The sequence below is a fragment of the Streptomyces sp. NPDC101151 genome (assembly GCF_044768335.1).
In the GTDB taxonomy this organism is placed as follows: Bacteria; Actinomycetota; Actinomycetes; order Streptomycetales; family Streptomycetaceae; genus Streptomyces.
Window position 1 is genome coordinate 12822 of the sequence record NZ_JBIWPP010000039.1, and the last position, 18814, is coordinate 31635.

General features: G+C 71.5%; 17 protein-coding genes. 10 read left to right on the forward strand and 7 right to left on the reverse strand.

All coding sequences use genetic code 11. The features are described from left to right. Positions 1-140 precede the first annotated feature (140 nt). The 3 genes from tgmA to ACIRU3_RS39600 are packed head-to-tail and all read left to right on the forward strand — an operon-like array spanning position 141 to position 2259. Positions 141-332, forward strand: coding sequence for a putative ATP-grasp-modified RiPP (tgmA, locus tag ACIRU3_RS39590; protein ID WP_020938095.1), 192 nt, complete (start codon positions 141-143; stop codon positions 330-332). 17 nt (positions 333-349) lie between these two features. Further along, positions 350-1333 carry an ATP-grasp ribosomal peptide maturase gene (tgmB, locus tag ACIRU3_RS39595; RefSeq protein WP_404067446.1) on the forward strand — a complete coding sequence of 328 codons (984 nt, stop codon included), beginning with the start codon at positions 350-352 and terminating at the stop codon, positions 1331-1333. Positions 1334-1368: 35 nt separating this feature from the next. Further along, positions 1369-2259, forward strand: a complete 891-nt coding sequence (locus ACIRU3_RS39600) for a Gfo/Idh/MocA family protein (RefSeq protein ID WP_404067450.1) — start codon at positions 1369-1371, stop codon at positions 2257-2259. A gap of 46 nt (positions 2260-2305) precedes the next feature. Here ACIRU3_RS39600 and ACIRU3_RS39605 read toward each other — a convergent pair whose 3' ends face one another. Together ACIRU3_RS39605 and ACIRU3_RS39610 are read right to left on the reverse strand one after the other, a co-directional pair. Next, complete coding sequence (locus ACIRU3_RS39605) at positions 2306-2635, reverse strand: hypothetical protein (protein WP_404067452.1); 330 nt, start codon at positions 2633-2635, stop codon at positions 2306-2308. 44 nt (positions 2636-2679) lie between these two features. Further along, on the reverse strand, positions 2680-3588 hold the full coding sequence (locus ACIRU3_RS39610) for a GNAT family N-acetyltransferase (protein WP_404067455.1): 909 nt from the start codon (positions 3586-3588) through the stop codon (positions 2680-2682). A 302-nt stretch (positions 3589-3890) separates the two neighbouring features. On the opposite strand from ACIRU3_RS39610, the gene ACIRU3_RS39615 reads away from it, so the two are divergent. Then, entirely contained in the window at positions 3891-5012 is a 1122-nt protein-coding gene (locus tag ACIRU3_RS39615) for a PP2C family protein-serine/threonine phosphatase (protein WP_404067457.1), read from the forward strand. A gap of 37 nt (positions 5013-5049) precedes the next feature. Here ACIRU3_RS39615 and ACIRU3_RS39620 read toward each other — a convergent pair whose 3' ends face one another. Together ACIRU3_RS39620 and ACIRU3_RS39625 are read right to left on the reverse strand one after the other, a co-directional pair. Further along, positions 5050-5490, reverse strand: a complete 441-nt coding sequence (locus ACIRU3_RS39620) for an Lrp/AsnC family transcriptional regulator (protein WP_404067458.1) — start codon at positions 5488-5490, stop codon at positions 5050-5052. Positions 5491-5529: 39 nt separating this feature from the next. Beyond that, positions 5530-6879, reverse strand: coding sequence for a transaminase (locus ACIRU3_RS39625; RefSeq protein WP_404067460.1), 1350 nt, complete (start codon positions 6877-6879; stop codon positions 5530-5532). A gap of 353 nt (positions 6880-7232) precedes the next feature. Here ACIRU3_RS39625 and ACIRU3_RS39630 point away from each other — a divergent pair, with 353 nt between their 5' ends. After that, the gene (locus ACIRU3_RS39630) at positions 7233-7700 is read left to right on the forward strand and encodes a hypothetical protein (RefSeq protein WP_404067462.1); all 468 of its coding nucleotides are present in this window, start codon (positions 7233-7235) and stop codon (positions 7698-7700) included. 10 nt (positions 7701-7710) lie between these two features. On the opposite strand, the gene ACIRU3_RS39635 is transcribed toward ACIRU3_RS39630, so the two are convergent. After that, complete coding sequence (locus tag ACIRU3_RS39635; protein ID WP_404067465.1) at positions 7711-7920, reverse strand: hypothetical protein; 210 nt, start codon at positions 7918-7920, stop codon at positions 7711-7713. Between the two features lie 232 nt (positions 7921-8152). Between ACIRU3_RS39635 and ACIRU3_RS39640 the strand changes: the two genes are divergently transcribed. After that, a complete protein-coding gene (locus ACIRU3_RS39640; RefSeq protein ID WP_404067467.1) occupies positions 8153-9412 on the forward strand; it encodes a serine hydrolase domain-containing protein in 1260 nt (419 codons plus the stop codon). A gap of 117 nt (positions 9413-9529) precedes the next feature. Next, positions 9530-10762, forward strand: a complete 1233-nt coding sequence (locus tag ACIRU3_RS39645; protein ID WP_404067470.1) for a cytochrome P450 — start codon at positions 9530-9532, stop codon at positions 10760-10762. 117 nt (positions 10763-10879) lie between these two features. Here ACIRU3_RS39645 and ACIRU3_RS39650 read toward each other — a convergent pair whose 3' ends face one another. Next, positions 10880-12421 (reverse strand): helix-turn-helix domain-containing protein, encoded by a 1542-nt coding sequence (locus ACIRU3_RS39650; protein ID WP_404067472.1) that lies wholly within the window; start codon positions 12419-12421, stop codon positions 10880-10882. A 719-nt stretch (positions 12422-13140) separates the two neighbouring features. On the opposite strand from ACIRU3_RS39650, the gene ACIRU3_RS39655 reads away from it, so the two are divergent. The 3 genes from ACIRU3_RS39655 (at position 13141) to ACIRU3_RS39665 (ending at position 15974) form a co-directional block, all read left to right on the forward strand. Beyond that, a complete protein-coding gene (locus ACIRU3_RS39655) occupies positions 13141-13761 on the forward strand; it encodes an L-threonylcarbamoyladenylate synthase (RefSeq protein ID WP_404067474.1) in 621 nt (206 codons plus the stop codon). Positions 13762-13869: 108 nt separating this feature from the next. Next, positions 13870-14625: a dienelactone hydrolase family protein gene (locus tag ACIRU3_RS39660; protein ID WP_404067476.1), complete on the forward strand. Its 756-nt coding sequence runs from the start codon at positions 13870-13872 to the stop codon at positions 14623-14625. 149 nt (positions 14626-14774) lie between these two features. Continuing rightward, a complete protein-coding gene (locus ACIRU3_RS39665; RefSeq protein WP_404067479.1) occupies positions 14775-15974 on the forward strand; it encodes a glycoside hydrolase family 64 protein in 1200 nt (399 codons plus the stop codon). A 55-nt stretch (positions 15975-16029) separates the two neighbouring features. Here ACIRU3_RS39665 and ACIRU3_RS39670 read toward each other — a convergent pair whose 3' ends face one another. Continuing rightward, a complete protein-coding gene (locus tag ACIRU3_RS39670) occupies positions 16030-18426 on the reverse strand; it encodes a M4 family metallopeptidase (protein WP_404067481.1) in 2397 nt (798 codons plus the stop codon). Positions 18427-18814 lie beyond the last annotated feature (388 nt).

Here is an 18814-nt window from a genome sequence, read left to right on the forward strand (position 1 = left end):
CGCGCAGCCTCCTCGGCCCGGCCGGCGTCCTACTACGCGACGCCGAACGGCCCCGCTCCGGACCATGGTTACGGAGCGTAAGGAAACCAACCACCCGTTCGATTCGTATAAGGACGTGAAAGCCGAATCAGGGAGAGACCATGCAACCGTTCACGCTCAACTACGCACGCCCCGCTGTGCAGTTGGACGTCACCACTCCGTACGCGTACGACTCCGGACTGCAGTTGAACGTCCTCCCGGACGGACGGATCGCCGCCACCGACCACGCCACGTTGAGAGCGCTGGGGACGACGACCTCCACGGCCGGGTCCAAGACCCACTTCGACGACTGAGCACGGGCCCACGCAAGATGACCGTGCTCATCCTGACCAGTGAAGAAGACGTGACGGCGGACATGGTGGTCCTCCGGCTGCGCGAGGCCGCTGTGCCCGTGGTCCGGCTCGATCCCGCCGACCTCACCAACGGGGTGGCTCTGTCGGGCGAGTTCGTGCAGGGCGCCTGCCGCGGACACCTGTCCGTCGGCGGGCGCCTGGTGAGCATGAACGGCCTGCGCTCCGTCTGGGTGCGCAGGCCGGGGGACGCGGCGGCACGCGCCGCCCAGCCGTCCGCCTGGCTGACGGAGGAGTCCGCCCAGGCGCTGTACGGCATGCTGCGCAGTACGGACGCGCGCTGGATGAATCATCCGGACGCGGCTCGCCGGGCCCGCCACAAGCCCTGGCAGCTGCGCCTCGCCCAGAACAGCGGACTCGCGGTGCCTGCCACGCTGATCACGACCTTTCCGCAGGCGGCCCGGGAGTTCGCGGAGCGGTTCCCGGACCTGGTGGTCAAGCCCGTCTCCGGCGCGCATCCGCAGGAGCCGCCGCGGGCGGTGCCCACCAGCCGGGTCGCCCCGGACACCGACTTCGGGGCGGTCGCCTACGGTCCGACCCTGCTGCAACGGCGTGTCCCCAAGCGGGCCGACATCCGGCTCACGGTCGTCGGCGACCGGCTGCTGGCCGCGCGCAAGCCGGCCGACCCGGGCGCCCACCCCGACGACGTGGACGTCCGTTTCGCCCCGTCGGTCTCCCCCTGGCTCCCGGCGGACGTACCCCTGCGTGTCGCCGAGGCCGTCCACCGATATATGAAGGATGCCGAGCTCGCGTACGGCGCCTTCGACTTCGCGGAGGACATGGACGGGATCTGGTGGTTCCTGGAGTGCAACCAGTCGGGCCAGTTCGGCTTCGTCGAGATGGACACCGGCCAGCCGATCGCCGAGACCATCGCGCAATGGCTGGCCGGGGACGGTGAAGAGGCAGTGCCGTACGTCAACTGCGACCGGGGCGCGGCATCGTGATGCCACGCGGACCGGCCCGGAGAAAGGAACGCGACATGCGCATCGGACTGCTGGGAACGGGCCCGTGGGCCCAGGCGGCGTACGCCCCCGCCCTCGCCGGGCACCCCGGTCTGGACTTCGCCGGGGTGTGGGGCCGCCGCCCCGAGGCGGCCACCGCGCTGGCGGAGCAGCACGGCGTCCGGGCGTACGAGGACGTGGACGCGTTGCTGGCCGACGTGGAGGCGGTGGCGGTGGCCCTTCCCCCGTCCGTGCAGGCCGAGCTGGCGGTGCGGGCCGCGCGGGCGGGCCGCCATCTGCTGCTGGACAAGCCCCTGGCGCTGGGGGTCGCCGAGGCGCGGGCCGTCACCGAGGCGGTGGAGCGGGCCGGGGTGGCGTCGGTCGTGTTCTTCACCACACGGTTCCAGAAGGAACCGGAGGCCTGGATCGACGAACAGGCCGCAGCGCCGGGCTGGTTCACGGCCCGGGCTCAGTGGCTGGGGGCGGTGTTCACGAGCGACAGTCCGTTCGCCGCCTCGCCGTGGCGGCAGGAGAAGGGCGCGCTGTGGGACGTGGGGCCGCACGCGCTGTCCGTCCTGCTGCCGGTCCTCGGAGACGTACGGCAGGTCCTGGCGGCGGCGTACGGTCCCTCCGACACTGTGCACCTGGTCCTCGACCATGCCACGGGCGCGTCGAGCACGCTGACGCTGAGCCTGTCGGCACCGCCGGCGGCGGCCGGCGCCGATCTCGAACTGCGCGGCGAGTCCGGCGTCTCGCTCCTGCCGAGGAGCTGCGAGGGTGCGGTCCCCGCCCTCGCCCGCGCCGCGGACGCCCTGCGCACCGCCGCCCGCACGGGCCGACCGCACGCCTGCGACGCCGCGTTCGGCCTGCGTGTCACCGAGATCCTCGCGACGGCGGAAGCCCGGTTGGCCGGGGAGCCGGCCGACTAGGGCCTGTCCGACGGCACGGCCCCGGCTCCCCTCGGCCCCCGGTCGCCTACTCCTGCTCGAACGGCTCGTCGCTCCACCGGAACCACGCTCGGTCCCCCTCGATGTGCAGCAGGAACTCGGGGACCGGGCCGTCCGGCGAGGAGAGGGAGACGCGGCGCCGTATCTCGTCGTACAAGGACTCCCACTCCTCCCAGCCCTTCTCGTCGTCCCGGTCCATCAGCGCGAGTTCACGGGCGAAGAGGTCCTGCACGGCGGTGAAGCCGGGGCCGGCGGTGAACCCGCCCGAAAGCCAGGGGAAGTCGGCGTCGTCGATCAGGATCTCACCGACCGGCTCCGCCCCGGCACACACCCGCCACACCCCACCGCCGAACGCCATGACCCCTCCCCCGTTCCGCCGCCGCTCACCACCCCGTCAGCATGTCACCCGGCACTGACAACGCGGTCGGCCCAGAAGTTGAGGCGTTCCCGTACGACCGGGTATCCGACCCTCGTGAAGTGCGCGGCCATGGGGAAGTTGCCCTGGTCGGTGGCCCCGGCGATGAACTCGGCGCCTCGTTCCGCGAGGAAGTGGGTGCACTCGGCGAGCAGGTCGTAGGCGTAGCCGCGGCCACGGTGTTCCGGCAGGACTCCGATGAAGCCGATGCACGGTCCGGACGAGTTGCGGGCCGGGATGTGGATGCCGACCGGGTCGCCCTCGGGCGTACGAGCGAGCTGCCACCACTCGCGCGGTGACGGGAACCAGTGGAAGATGTCGAGTTCCTCCTGGGCGGCCTGCTCCACTCCGCCCTGCTCGATGGCCCGGCGGGCGTGGGCGTCCAGGGTGACGGAGTGGATGCGGCGCAGAGCGTCGAAGACGACGCTGTCGTCCGGTTCGGCGGAGAAGACCAGGCGTCCGGGACGCTCGGGCAGCCCGTGCTCCGGGGTCCAGCGGTACAGGAAGCGTTCCACCAGCGGTTCGTATCCGGCTTTGCGGGCCGCGGCGGTGCGGGTGGCGACGGCGGCCGGCAGGCCGGGGGCGTCCCGCCAGCCGGCGGGCAGGTCGAGTTCGAGTTCCTGGGTGTGCCAGGGTGCCGTCCGCAGGAGCTCGGCTCCCGCGTCCTCCTCGCCCTCGGCCACGTCGAACCAGTTGATGAGGAGCGGCTCGGGGTCCTCGGGCCTGCCCCACCAGGCGGCGCGGGCCGCGACCCGGCCGTCCCGCAGGGCGACGCGCTTCCAGTCGGGGCGGTACCGGGTCTGCCGGTGCTTCTCGCGCAGTGCCAGCGGGTCGGGCAGGGCGTCGAAAAGGTGAGCACTGCTCTCGTCGAGCGTGCGGATGACCACAGCGGTCATGGATTCCTCCGGGATGCGTGCTGCGTTCAGCGGTGCGCGCTCCCGGTCCGGTCAGACGTGGTACGCCCAAGAAAGGGAAAGGGGGGAGCGCTGGATGACTGTCGTCTGCATGGCGCGCCTCCCTCCGTCTGCTTGGGCGTGCTGCACACGCTAGGGGGTCGGCAGGGCGGAGGCGACCGCTTTTTCGCGGCGCGGGTCACGGGGCCGCCGGGCCGCGCTCCGGGGAACGTCCGCGCCTTTGCCGTCCGGGCACCGGGATCGGGGAGGAGGCCCCCCTCCCGGCGACGGCGTAGCGTGAGGATGTGAGATCGGTGCGCGGCTGGTCGTCGCGGCGGAACCGGAGGGAGCGCGGCTGGTTGCGGGGCGCGCCACCGCCGCGCTGGGTGCGGGTACTGCCGGTGCTGCTGCTGGTGACCGTGACCCTGGCCACGCTCGTCACCCCCCATGCACGCGACCTCGGCTTCCTGCTGGGCGCGATCCCGCCGCTCGCCGTCCTGTCGTACGGGCCCCTGGCCACCGCCCTCCTCGGCGCGCTGGTCATCGTTGTGCTGAACGTTCCGGCCACGCACCTGGACCGCCCCGGCCAGACGGATCTGCTCACCGTCGTGTTCGTCGCCCTGCTGAGTGTGTTCGTGTCCTTCGTCCGCAGCCGCCGGGACGCTCAGCTGGTCATGGAGCAGGCGATCGGTGAAGCCGTGCAGCGGGCCGTGATGCCGCCGCTGCCGGAGCGCGTCGGGCGGGTGGGGTGCGCGGGCTTCTACCGGGCCGCCCAGGACGGGACGCTGGTGGGCGGGGACTTCTTCGACGTGCGGGCGGGGCCGTACGGCGTACGGGTGGTGATGGGGGACGTGCAGGGGCACGGACTGTCGGCGATGGCGACGGTGGTGTCGCTGCTGGGTGCGTTCCGCGAGGCGGTGCTGGAACAGGCCGACCTGGAGTCCGTCGCGTCCCGGATGGACCGCAGGCTGGTGGTGGACTCGGCGGGCGTGCGGCATGCGGAACTGTTCGCGACGGCGGTCCTGCTGGAGTTCACGCCCGACGCACGAGCGGTGCGGGTGGTCGTCTACGGGCATCCGGCACCCGTGCTGCTGCAGGGCGGGCGGGCCCGGGAGGTGACCGTCGCGTCCGCTGCTCCGCTGGGCCTCGGACTGGTCGACGTCGAACCACCCAAGGAGGTCACCGTGCCGCTCGGGCCGGGCGACCGCCTGCTGCTGGCGTCCGACGGTGTCTGGGAGGCCCGGGACGCCTCCGGCGCCTTCTATCCGCTTCCCGAGCGGCTGACCGCCTTCGCGGACACCGGTTCCGGCGAGCTGGCCGACGCCGTGTGGGCGGACCTGGGTGTTCGGAAGTACGACGTCCGCGACGACGCCACCCTGCTGGTCCTGACACCCCAGCCACCGGTCACCCGAACACACTCACCCTGATCACCCCGGCAGTCGGTACCCCCCGCGGGCACAGGGGTCAGCCCACGTCCCAGAGGAAGCGGTGGGTGTGGATCCCGAAGTACGGGAAGGAGCTGATCGCGCGGACGCCCTCGAGGGGCCGGACCACGTCGTTGACGAAGTCCAGCAGGTCCTTGGGGCCGGGCGTGACGACTTCCGCGAAGAGATCGAACCCGCCGGAGGTGAGCACCGAGTAGACCACCTCGGGGCGTTCCGCGAGGGCGTCGGCGACGGTGCGCGGGTCGCCGGCGACGCCGATGCCGAGCAGCGCCATGGCCTGCCCGCCCATGGCCATCGGGTCGGTGACGCCCACGACCTGCACGGCCCCGGAGTCCAGCAGGCGTTGCAGCCGCTGGCGGGCCGCCGAGGCGGACAGGCCTACCTTGGGGCCGAGGTCGGCATAGGCGATACGGCCGTCGGTCTGCAGCTCCCGCAGGATGGCCCGGTCGATCTCGTCCATGTCTCTCCCTACCGTGTCGTCCTGGGGGAACGTCCCGGTTCATCCGGCCAGTTCGGCCAGGGCCGCGGCGAAGACCTCGGTGTGCGTGTCGACGTCCTGCCCGGTGGTGTCGGGACACATCAGCGCCATGTTGTGGAACGGCGTGAGCAGGATGCCCCGGTTGGCGAGGTAGAGGTGCAGGAAGTCCTCCAGCTCCGGGTCGGCGGCCGCAGCGGACTCGGTGCCCGTGCGGGGCGCCGGCGCGGTGAAGCGGTACTCGGTGCGGGCGCCGAGGCGACTGACGGACCAGGGCAGGCGGTGGGCGTCGATACCGGCCCGGACGCCCGCCTCGAAGCGCTCGGAGAGCTTCGCCATCCGGGCGAAGGCCTCGTCGGTGAGGACGTGCTCCAGGGTGGCCCGGGTCGCGGCGACCGACAGGGCGTTGCCGGCGAGGGTGCCGCCAACGCCACCCATGTCGACCAGGTCCAGGTCGGCACGGGCCAGCAGCCGCTCGGCGAGGTCCGCGGACAGGCCGTAGGCGCCGGCCGGGATGCCTCCACCGATCGCCTTGCCGATGGTGAGGAGGTCGGGTTCGAGGTCCCAGGCGGCCGTGCAGCCGCCCGGGCCGGCCGAGAAGGTGTGGGTCTCGTCGTTGATGAGCAGGCTGCCGTAGCGCCTGGTCAAGTCCCGTACGCCGGCGAGGTAGCCGGGTTCGGGCAGGACGATGCCGATGTTGGTGAGCGCGGGCTCCATGAGGACGGCGGCGACGTCCCCGTGGGCCAGCTCGCGCTCCAGTGCGGCGAGGTCGTTGAACTCGGCGGCCCGGCTGGTCAGGGTGACGTCGCAGGGGGCGCCGACGTTTCCGGGGCGGGCGATGCCGTGGCCGTCCGGGCCGACGACGATCAGCGACTCGTCGACGCTGCCGTGGTAGCAGTAGCTGTTCACCAGGATCTTCGGGCGCCCGGTGACGGCCCGGGCGAGGCGGACAGCCCATCGGTTGGCGTCGGTCGCGGTCAGCGAGAAGCTCCAGCGGGCCAGGCCGAACCGACGGGTCAGCTCGGCGCCGACCCACTCGGCGTCCTCGGTGGGCAGCATGGCGGTGACTCCGCCCAGGCCGGAAAACCGGCGGTCGACCTCCTCGGCGACCGCCGCGGGCGAGTGACCGGCCATGGCGCCGGTGTCACCGAGGCAGAAGTCGATGTACTCGTGCCCGTCCACGTCGGTGACGCGGGCGCCGCGCGCCCCGGCCAGATACCGGGGAAAGGCACCGGCGGTCTTGTTCATCCAGGTCATCGGCACTCGGCCGAAGAGGTGGTCGGCCTGCGCGTAGGCGGTCCTGGAGCGCGGGTTGCGGCGCTCGGCCTCGGCGCTCTCGCGGGCCAGGAGGGCGCGCAGACGCGTGCGGTCCATGGAGTACCTCGCTGGATGCGGTGACGGACAGCGTGAGCGTACGGCGGAAAATGCCCTCTCAACAAGAGAACGCGATCGAATCAGCTGCTGGCACGCTCGAAACAAGCGCCTACCGGGTACACGGGGACCTGCGGGGCCCGCGGGAGTGACGCACTTCCCCTTTTCCCGACCGGCGAACCAGCGCTCGTGGTTCGAACGCATCACCTGAAACGCCAGGCCACGCCACCCCTTCCGCCAGGTAGAAATATCTACGAGCATGCATATGCCGGGTTGGCGTGCAGGCGCGCCGAGTGCCCGGTCACGGCCGTTTCCCGCGCCCATGGCGGACAAGCGAGGATCATCCGGAGCAGCGCATGACGAACACGATGTGGATGCGGGGCGTGGAGTGGCTCGCCGCGGCGGCGGCCGACCCCCGCACGTGCAAATGGGAGTGGGACCACGGCGAGGGCATCGCGCTGCTGGAGGCGGGCCGCTTCTGGGACGTCCTCAGCGTTCCCGACCGGCTCGGCCTGCTCACCCTCGACCTGCTGTGGCGACCCGCGCTGCCCGTACCGGGGCCGACCCTGGTGGACACCGCGGCGGGACGGGTCGGGTTCTTCCTGCCGCCCGAGCCGTCGGGGGGCTGGGTCGGCGCCGGCGTGCGGTACGCGACCAAGGGGTCCTGGGTTGCGGTACCGCCGCCGTACCGGCCCGCCCGCTACCTGGAGTGGCTGGTCCCGCCGGACGGCAGCGGAACGCTGCACGCGCCCGGCACCCTGGAGGCGGCGCTGCGGCAGGCCAATGGCACGCTGTCGGTCCTCGCGCCGCTGTGCGAGCGGTAGGCCCGGCTGATCAGGAGCCTTCGGATGCGGGCCGTCTGCGCAGCACCAAGCCGGCGAGAGCGACCCACAGGACGTCCGGTTCGGCAGGCACGGTTCGTCCCTGGGCCCCCCACTCCGCGACGAGTTGGGCGTAGATCGGCTCACAGGTCCGGTCCACCGGGACCCTGCGGATCGTCCGATCCCTGCGGTCCGTGGGGTCCGCGCGGTCGATGACGTTCATGCCGGGGCAACGCCCGGGGCACGCCGTCGGCACGCCCCGACCCGCCCGCTCACCGGGTCGGGTGACCACACCCCTCGAACGGGGCGTTCCGCCCGTCCGACAAACATCCCGCAGCAGGCGGCAGGGCGTCCAGGACCGACAGGCGCCGCGGGATGAGCGCTCCTATCCTGAGGAGACAGGGCCGACGTCCCGCCCACCGCACGTCCGGCTCTCACGTGCTTGGAGTCAACCCATGCCGCAATCGTCCGCACGCCTGCGCAGGGGGGCAACGGTCGCCGCCATGGTGGGGACGCTGATGGTGCCGCTCGCCGGCGCCCCCGCGGGGGCGGGACCGGCCCCCGCACCCGCCGCGTTCGCCGCCGACCCGCCCGGCCCCTCGCCTTCCCCCTCCACTTCGTCGGACGTCCGCGCCCTTTCCCCGGAGGTGGCCCGCCAACTCGACTCCGCCGTGCAACAGGTGATGCGCACGGCGAACGTGCCCGGCGTGACGGTCGGCATCTGGACGCCCGACCGCGGAAGTTACATCAGCTCGTTCGGTGTCGCCGACAAGCGCAATGACCGGCGGATGGCGTCGGACCTGTACATGCGGATCGGCAGCGAGACCAAGACCTTCACGGTGACGGCGCTGCTGCAGCTGGTGGACCAGGGCAAGGTCGGCCTGGACGATCCGATCGGCAAGTACGTCGACGGGGTGCCGAACGGGGACAGGATCACGCTGCGGGAGCTAGCCGGGATGCGGAGCGGGCTGTTCAACTACTCCGAGGACGACGACTTCTTCAAGGCGCTCACGTCGGATCCGCAACGCAGCTTCACGCCCCAGCAGTTGCTCGACTACTCCTTCAGGCATCCGGTGCTCTTCCCGCCGGGGCAGAAGTTCTCCTACTCCAACACCAACCTCATCCTGCTCGGCCTGGTCGTAGAGCAGCAGAGCGGGCAGCAGCTCGGTGACTACATCCACCGGCACATCCTCGACCCCGCCGGTATGCAGGACACCCTGTTCCCGAGCGGTGCGGAGTTCCCCGCCCCCCACGCGCAGGGCTACACGGACCAGACGGCCGACGGCAAGGTCGCGGACACGGCCGACTGGAACCCGTCCTGGGGGTGGGCGGCCGGCGCGATGATCTCGAAGCAGGAGGACCTGCGGGTGTGGGCACGCACGGTGGCGACCGGCGAGTTCCCCGACGGCACCCGGATGGTCAGCCCGGCGACGCAGAAGCAGCGGCTGATCACACCGGCGACGCCGATCCCGGGCGCCGGATACGGCCTCGGCATCTTCAACGTGCAGGGCTGGATCGGCCACAACGGCTCCCTGCCGGGCTACGAGTCCCTGACCGTCTACCTCCCGTCGGCGCGGGCGACCCTGGTGGTGCTGCTCAACACCGACATCGATCACGACGGCCAGGAACCGAGCACGTTGTTCGGCGAGGCGGTCACGAAGATCATCTCTCCGAACCACGTCTTCAACCTGCCGGCCCAGCCCGCGGCCAGGTGAGGTCGCGTACAGGACGGGTTCCGGTCGAGTCGAGGACGCGCTGTTCGCAGCCGGCCGACGGCGGTGTGTACTGGACGGTGACCGCCTCGCGAGAGCCGACCAGGCAGGAGAGCCGTGGTGACCGTCTCCGACCGCATCCCGCTCGACCCGTTCGGTACCGACGTCGCTGCGGAGAGCGCCCGGCTGCGGGCCCTCGGCCCGGTCGTCCCCGTGGAGCTGCCCGGTGGCATCCCCGCCTGGGCGCCGACGGGGCACGACGTCCTCAGAGAACTGATCCTCGATCCTCTGGTGAGCAAGGACGCGCGCCGGCACTGGCGGCTGTGGCCGCAGACCGGTGAGCAACCCACCTGGAGCTGGATCCTGAACTGGGTGGGCGTGGTCAACATGCTCTCCACCTACGGCCCCGACCACACCAGACTGCGCAAACTGGTGGCGCCGAGCTTCACCCACCGCCGCACCGAGGCGCTGCGCCCGCGCGTCGCGGCCATCACCGCCGGCCTGCTGGACGCGCTGGCGGACGAGGGCGCCGACGGTCGCGTGGTCGACCTGCGGGCCGGGCTCGCCCACCCGCTTCCCATGCGGATGATCTGCGAACTGCTGGGCGCACCCGAGGAGTTGCGCTCGGACGCCGCTCGCCTCATCGCCGACATCATGGACACCTCCGACCCGAGCCCCGAGCACGCCGCGTCCGTGCAGGAGCGGATCGGCACGGTACTGGGGGCACTGCTCGCGCACCGGCGGAAGGATCCGGGCGACGATCTCACCACGGAGCTGATCCGGGTCCGGGACGAGGACGGCGGCCGGCTCTCCGACGAGGAACTGCTGCACACGCTGTTGCTGGTGGTCGGCGCCGGGTTCGAGACCACGGTCAATCTCATCGGCAACGCCGTTGTGGCCCTGCTGACGCATCCGGCGCAGCTGGCCGCGGTGCGCTCCGCAGAGGTCGGCTGGGAGGCGGTGGTGGAGGAGACGCTGCGGGTGCATCCGTCGATCGCCGCGCTGCCGCTCAGGTTCGCGGTGGCGGACCTGAAGGTCGGGGAGGTGACGATCCCGGCCGGGGACGCGATCATCACGACGTACGCGGCGGCGGGCCTGGACCCTGATCAGTACGGGTCGGACGCGGCGGGTTTCGACGCGGCGCGCGGCGCCGACGACCATCTGGCGTTCGGGGTGGGCGTGCACCGCTGCATCGGCGCTCCGCTGGCCCGCATGGAGGCGCTGACGGCGCTGCCCGCGCTGTTCGACCGCTTCCCGGGACTGCGCCTGGCCGTCGGCACGGACGAGCTGCGGCACGTGCCCTCGTTCATCGCCCACGGCTGGCAGGAGGTGCCGGTCCGGCTGGGTATGTGAGAAACGGGCGGGGCTCCGACCGGTCCCCCGTTCCGGTCGTGCCCCGCGCCTGCTGAACTTACGTGCGGGGCCCGGCCCTGGGTATCGCGCCGGTGCCCTTTCCTGACCGGCGAGGACTCAGTCGTGCACAGGTGAGTCCGGTTGAGCCCGGTTCGCCCCGCCGAGGGCGGGTGTGGCGAGGGCACCGGTGGCCAGATGGGCGAGGACGACCTCGTACAGGTCGCTGCCCATGGCCAGCAGTTGGCGTTCCAGGACCGGTTCGGCGGCCCGGACGTGGTCGCGCACGGTCTGGGCGTGGACGCCCAGGTCCCGGGCCGTGCGTTCGGCGTTCGAGTCCGCGGCGATCCAGGCGCGCAGGGTGCCGCGCAGATCACGGCCGTCTCCGTCGAGGCGGCCCAGGAGGTCCTGGGCCCAGGTGCGCAGCGCGGTCGAGGCGAGCATGTCGCCGAGGTGCACGGGGGCCGACGCGTGCGGGGCCGTGCCGTCGGGGTCGTACGGCCCCTGCACCGCCTCGGTGTTGAGCGCGAGATGGGCGGCGGCACGGGTGGTGAGGTGGGAGAGGTCGGTGCCGAGCAGCGTCTCGACGCGGTCCATGCGGGCGCGGACGGTGTTGCGGCTGACACCGAGGACCTTGGCCGCGTTGACTGCGGTGAACTCCAGGCCCAGCCGGGTGGTGGCGAGCAGTTCGCCGCGGATGTGGTGCGGCAGTATGTCGAGGGGGCGCAGCACCCCGGCGGACCAGGCGCGCAGCGCGGCGGGGTCCATGAGCCGTTCGGGGTGGGTGCGTTCGGCGTAGACGGCCGTCTGGTCCGGGTGGAAGCGGGCGACGGCGAGGGCGCTGATGGCCTGCCCGTAGGCGGTGGCGGTCCGGGCCAGGCGCTGGCGCAGGCTGCCGCCGAGGAAGGTGCCCGGCCGCCCGTCGACGAGGGAGCGCAGCCGGTCCCCCGCCGCCGGCCGGGGACTGACGACGATGACGTGCCCGTCCATCGCGGGACAGCGCACGACGAGCGCGTGACCCTCGGTGGCGTCCGCGCATGCCTCGGCGAGTGTGTCCCGCTCGGCGGGCGCACCCTCGACGACATACACGCGGGCGGTGTCCTCCTCCAGCAGGCCCGGCCACAGGCCTGCCGCGACCCGGCGGGCGGAGACGGTGTCCTCCACCATCAGCAGCTGCAGGATGGCCAGCCGCAGGTCGGCCGTGGCCCGGCGCAGCCGGCGCCCGGCGTCCGTCAGCTTCCTCTCCCTCAGGAGCAGTTCGAGCACGCAGGCGGTGCGGTTCACGATGTCGGCGGCGCGCCGGTCGAAGGGCTCCGGGCGGGCCACCGCCAGCACCGCTCCCGCCGCCGGACCCTGTTCGGGATGCCGGATCCCGACCATGCGGACATGGCGTTCGCCGTCCTCCAGGGCGGCCGCGGAGATCCTGCCGGTGACCAGATCGGCGAGCACGGCGGCGTCGAGCGGCAGCCACTCACCGGCGAGGAGGCCGCCGGTCCCGTCCTGGAGGCAGACGGTCGCCCCGACGGCCCGCCCGAGCCAGGTGACCACCCGGCGTGGTTCTCGGCCGGCGGGACGCAGATGATCGAGCAGTTGCTCCGCCCAGGCCGCGTCGGTGCCGTGCGGCTGCTGGGCGTAGGGGCCCCCATCGGCTCGACCGGCCACGTCGCCCTTCTCCTCGTCGTCGGGTTGACCTCGGCTTTCGAACGTGGACGTTACCCCAGGCGCGGCTCAGCCAGTCCTGAGCGGTGAAAGGCGCGACTCCGCAGGCGGTCACGGTGGGGACCGCCGACCGGGAGAGGGCGGAGGCGACGGACGCTTTCGGCCACGGCGAGGCCGGCAGACAGGCGCTGGTCACCCTGCCCGGAGAAGGTGGCGCCTGCAACTCCGCGGAAGCGGCGGCTCACGGCCGATCCCGGGTGATCGGTGATCGCGCCGCCGGGCGACGGCGGGTGAGCGCTGCCGCCGGGCGGAGCGCGGTGGCCGTGTCGGTGGGTGCGCGCGTACCTCGGCCGGGCGCCGCCGGGCGACCGGCGCGCGCTGCCGGCGCGCGATCCGCTTGTCGGCGCTGTCCGTCCGGCGCTCCACCAGGACCGCTCCCGTGAGCTGGGAGATCGGTGCGCTGCCGTTGTCGGGCTTCGTCAGCAGGTCGCCGCGGTCTCGCGGACCGGGACGCCCCCGTGCTCGGCGAGGTGCCGCGGCAGATGGAGGTCGCCCCGGGACTTCGGGGTGGGCGAAGTCGCGGTCGGCCGGGCGGTCCAGGGCCCAGTGCGGCGCGGCCGGTCGGTCGACGAGCCCCGAGGCGACGCGCCGCACACTCCGTCGGCATCACGCAGGGCGCGCAGCTGCGCGCGCGGCACCCGGCGAAGGCATAAGCTCGGCGGATGGCGAAGTACTTCGACGTGCACTCCGAGAACCCGCAGCCGCGCAGCATCGGTCAGGTCGCCGACGCGGTGCGGTCGGGTGCGCTCATCGCATATCCGACCGACTCCTGCTACGCGCTGGGCTGCCGCCTGGGCAGCCGGGACGGGATGGACCGGATCCGCTCGATCCGCCATCTGGACGACCGGCACCACTTCACGCTGATGTGCCGGGACTTCGCGCAGCTCGGCCAGTTCGTGCACGTCGACAATGACGTGTTCCGGGCTATCAAGGCCTCGACTCCCGGCAGCTACACCTTCATCCTTCCGGCCACCCGTGAGGTGCCCCGCACGCTGATGCACCCCAAGAAGAAGACCGTGGGGGTACGCATCCCCGACCATGTGGTCACCCAGGCCCTGCTGGCCGAGCTGGGCGAACCCCTGCTGTCCAGCACGCTCCTGCTGCCGGACGAGGAGGAGCCGATGACCCAGGGCTGGGAGATCAAGGACCGGCTCGACAACGCGGTGGACGCGGTCGTCGACTCCGGGGACTGCGGCACCGAGCCGACCACGGTCGTGGACTTCTCCGGAGGCGAAGCGGAGATCGTGCGCAGGGGCGCCGGGGACACCTCGCGTTTCGAATGAACGCGTGGCCGACGCCGCCGCGTGGATCTTGCGTGGCAGCATGAGGCGTGCTCGGGGCACCGAGGGGCACGTGTGCCCCGCCGCGCACTCCTCAGGAGGCTTCGCACCATGACCGCCGTACAGGGCTCAGCCGTCGACATCCCGACCGGGGACGGCGTCGCCGACTCCTACGTCGCCCACCCCGGTGACGGGCAGCCGCATCCGGGGGTCCTCTTCTACCAGGACGCCTACGGCCTGCGGCCGCAGCTGCGGGCGATGGCCGACCGGATCGCCGGCGCCGGATACACGGTCCTGGTGCCCAACGTGTTCTACCGGCGCGGCCGGGCTCCGGTCGTGGAGCTGCCGGAGTTCATCGACCCGGCGGCCGATCCGACGATCTGGGAGCGGATCGGCCCGGTCGTGGTGTCGCTCACCCCGGACCAGACCCGGCGTGACGCGGACGCCTATCTGGGCTGGCTCGCCGACAGCCCGCTGGTCGCCGACGGCCCAGTGGCACTGACCGGCTACTGCATGGGTGCCCGGCTGGCCCTGCGGACGGCGGCCACGCATCCGGACCGGGTCGCGGCGGCGGCCGGTTTCCACGGCGGACGGCTGGCCGACGACGCCCCCGACAGCCCGCACCGTGGCGCCGGGCGCATCACCGCCGAGCTGTACTTCGGACACGCCGACCAGGACCCGTCGCTGCCCGAGGGGCAGATCCGGCGGCTGGAGGAAGCCTTGACGGCCGCCGGCGTGCGGCACACCTGCGAGGTCTATCCGGGCGCTTCGCACGGCTACACGCAGGCGGACACCGCTGCCTACGACCGGGCCGGCGACGAACGCCACTGGGCCGCGCTCCTGGACCTGCTCATGCGCACTTTCTGACACCGGGCCGAGGCGTCCGCCGCCGGGCGGACGCCACCGGATCCCGTCCTCCTCATTGACATGCACGCACCCGACCGCAACGCTGAGAGCGCTCTCAAACAGGTACGGACCAATGTCCGTACGACCCCGACCCCACACGGAGGTGGAGAGTGCTCCCCAGCATCACGCGCCCGGCGCTGCCCCTGGCGGCCGCGGCGGCGCTGGTCGGCGGCCTGCTCGCGCTGGCCACACCGGACCGCGCCGGCGCCGCCGTGCCGGACACCATCCCGCTGAAGATCACCAACAACTCGGGCCGATCCGAACCTGTGTACGTCTACGACCTCGGCACCCAGCTGTCCTCGGGACAGCAGGGCTGGGCGGACGCGAACGGCACCTTCCACGCCTGGCCGGCGGGCGGCAACCCGCCGACTCCCGCGCCGGACGCTGCGATCGCCGGCCCGGCCCCGGGACAGTCCAAGACGATCCGGATACCGAAGTTCTCCGGCCGGATCTATTTCTCCTACGGCCAGAAACTCGACTTCAGGCTGACCACGGGCGGACTGGTGCAGCCGGCCGTGCAGAACCCGTCCGACCCCAACCGCAACATCCTGTTCAACTGGTCGGAGTACACGCTGAACGACTCCGGGCTGTGGCTCAACAGCACCCAGGTGGACATGTTCTCGGCACCGTACGCGGTCGGCGTGCAGCGGGCCGACGGCAGCGTGAGCAGCACCGGGCACCTGAAGTCCGGTGGCTACACCGGCTTCTTCGACGCGCTGCGCCGGCAGCCGGGCGGCTGGGCCGGCCTGGTCCAGACGCGCCCCGACGGCACCGTACTGCGTGCGCTGTCCCCGCTGTACGGCGTGGAGACCGGGGCCCTGCCGGCGAACGTGATGGACGACTACGTCAACCGGGTCTGGCAGAAGTACGCGACGTCGACGCTGACCGTCACGCCCTTCACCGACCAGCCGAACACCAAGTACTACGGCCGGGTCTCGGGCAACGTCATGAACTTCACCAACTCCTCCGGCGCGGTCGTCACCAGCTTCCAGAAGCCGGACGCGGACAGCGTCTTCGGCTGCCACAAGCTGCTGGACGCGCCCAACGACACCGTGCGCGGGCCGATCTCCCGTACGCTGTGCGCCGGCTTCAACCGCTCGACGCTGCTGGTCAACCCCAACCAGCCGGACACCTCGGCGGCGAACTTCTATCAGGACACGGTGACCAACCACTACGCGCGCTCGATCCACGCGCAGATGGCCGACGGCAAGGCGTACGCCTTCGCCTTCGACGACGTCGGCAACCACGAGTCGCTGGTCCATGACGGCGGCCCGCAGCAGGCGTATCTGACCCTGGATCCGCTCGGCTGACATGAAGCGGTCCCGCACCCGGACGGCTTCCGGGTGCGGGACCGCGACGGGTGGGTCAGCTGGTCGTCAGGGCGGTGTCGTCCACGACGAAGCTGGTCTGGAGCGAGTAGTCCTCGACCCCGTTGAACTTCAGCGTGACCGTCGAGCCCGCCAGCGAGGACAGGTCGAAGGACTTCTGGCTGTAGCCGGAGGCCTTGTTGAGGTTCGAGTAGGTGGCCAGGGTCTTCGAGCCGGCGGTCACCGTCAGCTTGTCGTACTGGGTGCTGCTGGTGGTCTCGGCGGTGTCGATGTGCAGGTAGAAGGTCAGGGTCGCCTTGCAGCCCGCGGGGATCGTCACCGACTGGGACAGCGTGTCGGTGTGCGAGGAGCCGTAGCCGTCGAGCCAGGCCTTGTAGGAACCGCTGTGGGACGCCTCACCGCTGTCGGTGGTGATGACGCCGCTGGTCGCCGTCCAGCCGGTGCCGCCCGACTCGAAGCCGGGGTTGCTGAGCAACTGGGTCGACGAGCAGCCGCCGCCGGTGGAGTTGACCGTCCAGCCGAAGGTCGCGGTGCCGGTCGCGCCGGTGGAGTCGGTCACCGTGACCGTGGTGTTCGAGGTGCCCGCGGTGGTGGGTGTGCCGGAGATCAGACCGGTCGAGCTGTTGATCGACAGGCCGGCCGGCAGACCGGAGGCACTGTAGGTGAGCGCGCCGCTGTTGGTGCTGCTCGCCTGGATCTGCAGACTGACCGCCGTGCCGACGGTGGCGGTCTGGCTGCCCGGGTTGGTGACCGTCACTCCGCTGCTGGGCGGGTTGATGTGGCCGCCGACGTTGATGCCGGCGAAGGCGTTGCCCACTCCGGCGTACTGGGTGGAGTTGGCGCCGTAGAGCGCGGCCGCCGCGTTGAGGGCTGCGGTGCGTGCGGCGGCGTAGTTGGTGCTCGACGTCATGTACGAGGTCAGCGCCTTGTACCAGATCTGCAGGGCGGCGGCCCGGCCGATGCCGGTGACCGCGACACCGTCCGCGGTCGGGCTGTTGTAGGTGACGCCGTTGATGACCTTGGTGCCGCTGCCCTCGGAGAGCAGGTAGAACATGTGGTTGGCGGGGCCCGAGGAGTAGTGCACGTCCAGGTCGCCGACGCCGTTGTACCAGCTGTCGGCGGATCCGCCGTCCTTGCTCGGCTTGTCCATGTAGCGCAGCGGCGAGCCGTCGCCGTTGATGTCGATCTTCTCGCCGATGAGGTAGTCGCCGACGTCCGAGCTGTTGTTGGCGTAGAACTCGACACCCGCCGTGCCGAAGATGTCGGAGGTCGCCTCGTTCAGGCCGCCGGACTCGTCGCTGTATTCGAGACCGGCGGTGTTGGAGGTGACGCCGTGGGTCATCTCGTGGCCGGCGACGTCCAGCGAGGTCAGGGCGTGGGTGTTGCCCGAGCCGTCACCGTAGGTCATGCAGAAGCAGTCGTCGTCCCAGAAGGCGTTGACGTATCCGCTGCTGTAGTGGACGCGCGAGTAGGCGGCCACGCCGTCGTTCTTGATGCCGCTGCGACCGAAGGTGGACTTGTAGAAGTCCCAGGTCTCCTGCGCGCCGTAGGCGGCGTCGGCACCCGCGGTCTGGGTGTTGGAACCCGTCCCGTCGCCCCAGACGTCGTCCGCGTCGGTCATCAGCGTGCCGGTGCCCGAGGTACCCCGGTTCAGGCTGTAGGTCTTGTGGCCGCCGCGCGTGGTGTCGTACAGCTGGTACGTCGAACCGGACAGCGTGGTGCCAAGAGTGACCGTGCCGCTGTACTGGGTGTTGCCGGTACCCGTCTTGATCGCCTGGAAGCGGTGCAGTTCCTTGCCGGTGGTGGCGTCGGTGATGACGTGGAGCTGGCTGGGCGTCCCGTCGTCCTGGAAGCCGCCGATCACCGTCTCCCAGGCGAGCTTCGGGGTCCCGGTGCCGGCCCAGATCACCTTGCGGGCACTGTCGGCGGTGGCCTTCTTCGCGTCGAGGGACTTGGCGGCCTTGAGCGCCTTGGTCTCGGCGGCGGACTTGGTGAACGTCGCGGCGGTGGAAGCGACCTTGATCCGGTGCTTGTTGTTGTAGGTCGTGCTCACGGTGCCCGCGGCCAGCGAGGCGGGCGGGGTGTGCACGACGAGGTCACCGCCGAGGACCGGGAGGCCCGCGTAGGTGCGCTCGTAACGGGTGTGCACGGTGCCGTCGTTGTCCTTGACGACGTCCTTGACGACCAGCTTCTCCTGCGAACCGAGCCCGAGCGTGCGGGCGGTCGCGGAGGTCTTCTGCCGTGCACTCTTGATCAGCGCGGAGTGCTGGGCGGGGCTGAGTTTCGCCTCCAGGCCTCCGGTACGGAGGGTGCTGGGCTTGGCGCCTTCGGGCTTGGCGGTCGCGGGGACCGACTGGATACCGACGGCGAGAAAGGCGGCGGTGGAGACCAGTGCGGCTCCGACCGTTGCCCGTCTGTGGGGAAGACGTCTCACTCGTACTCCTCCTGCTGCGGCCGCCGGGTCGCGGCCGGTGACAGACCGGGCAGACGGGTTTGCTGCCCGGGACGAGCTGAGCTGTGCGGGGACCGTGATCTGTGAACACACCATGGAGGTTCCGTGTGCTGGGGGAGGATTTCAGCTTTGTCCCGCACATGTCAGCCATGTCGGGGGCAATCGAGGGTTTTCCCTATGCGGACGGATCGGCCAGGGACGCCCCGGGCGGTTCGGCGTCCAAGTGCTGTGGCATGAAGTGGACTTGATGAATCATCAAGTTCGCCGGTGACGACGGCGCGGCGGACCGCGCCGACCGGCAGCTGCCGGGACTCGGCCTCGGGACTCGACCTCGTAACGCAGCTTCGGAACTCGGCTTCGGGACTCGGCT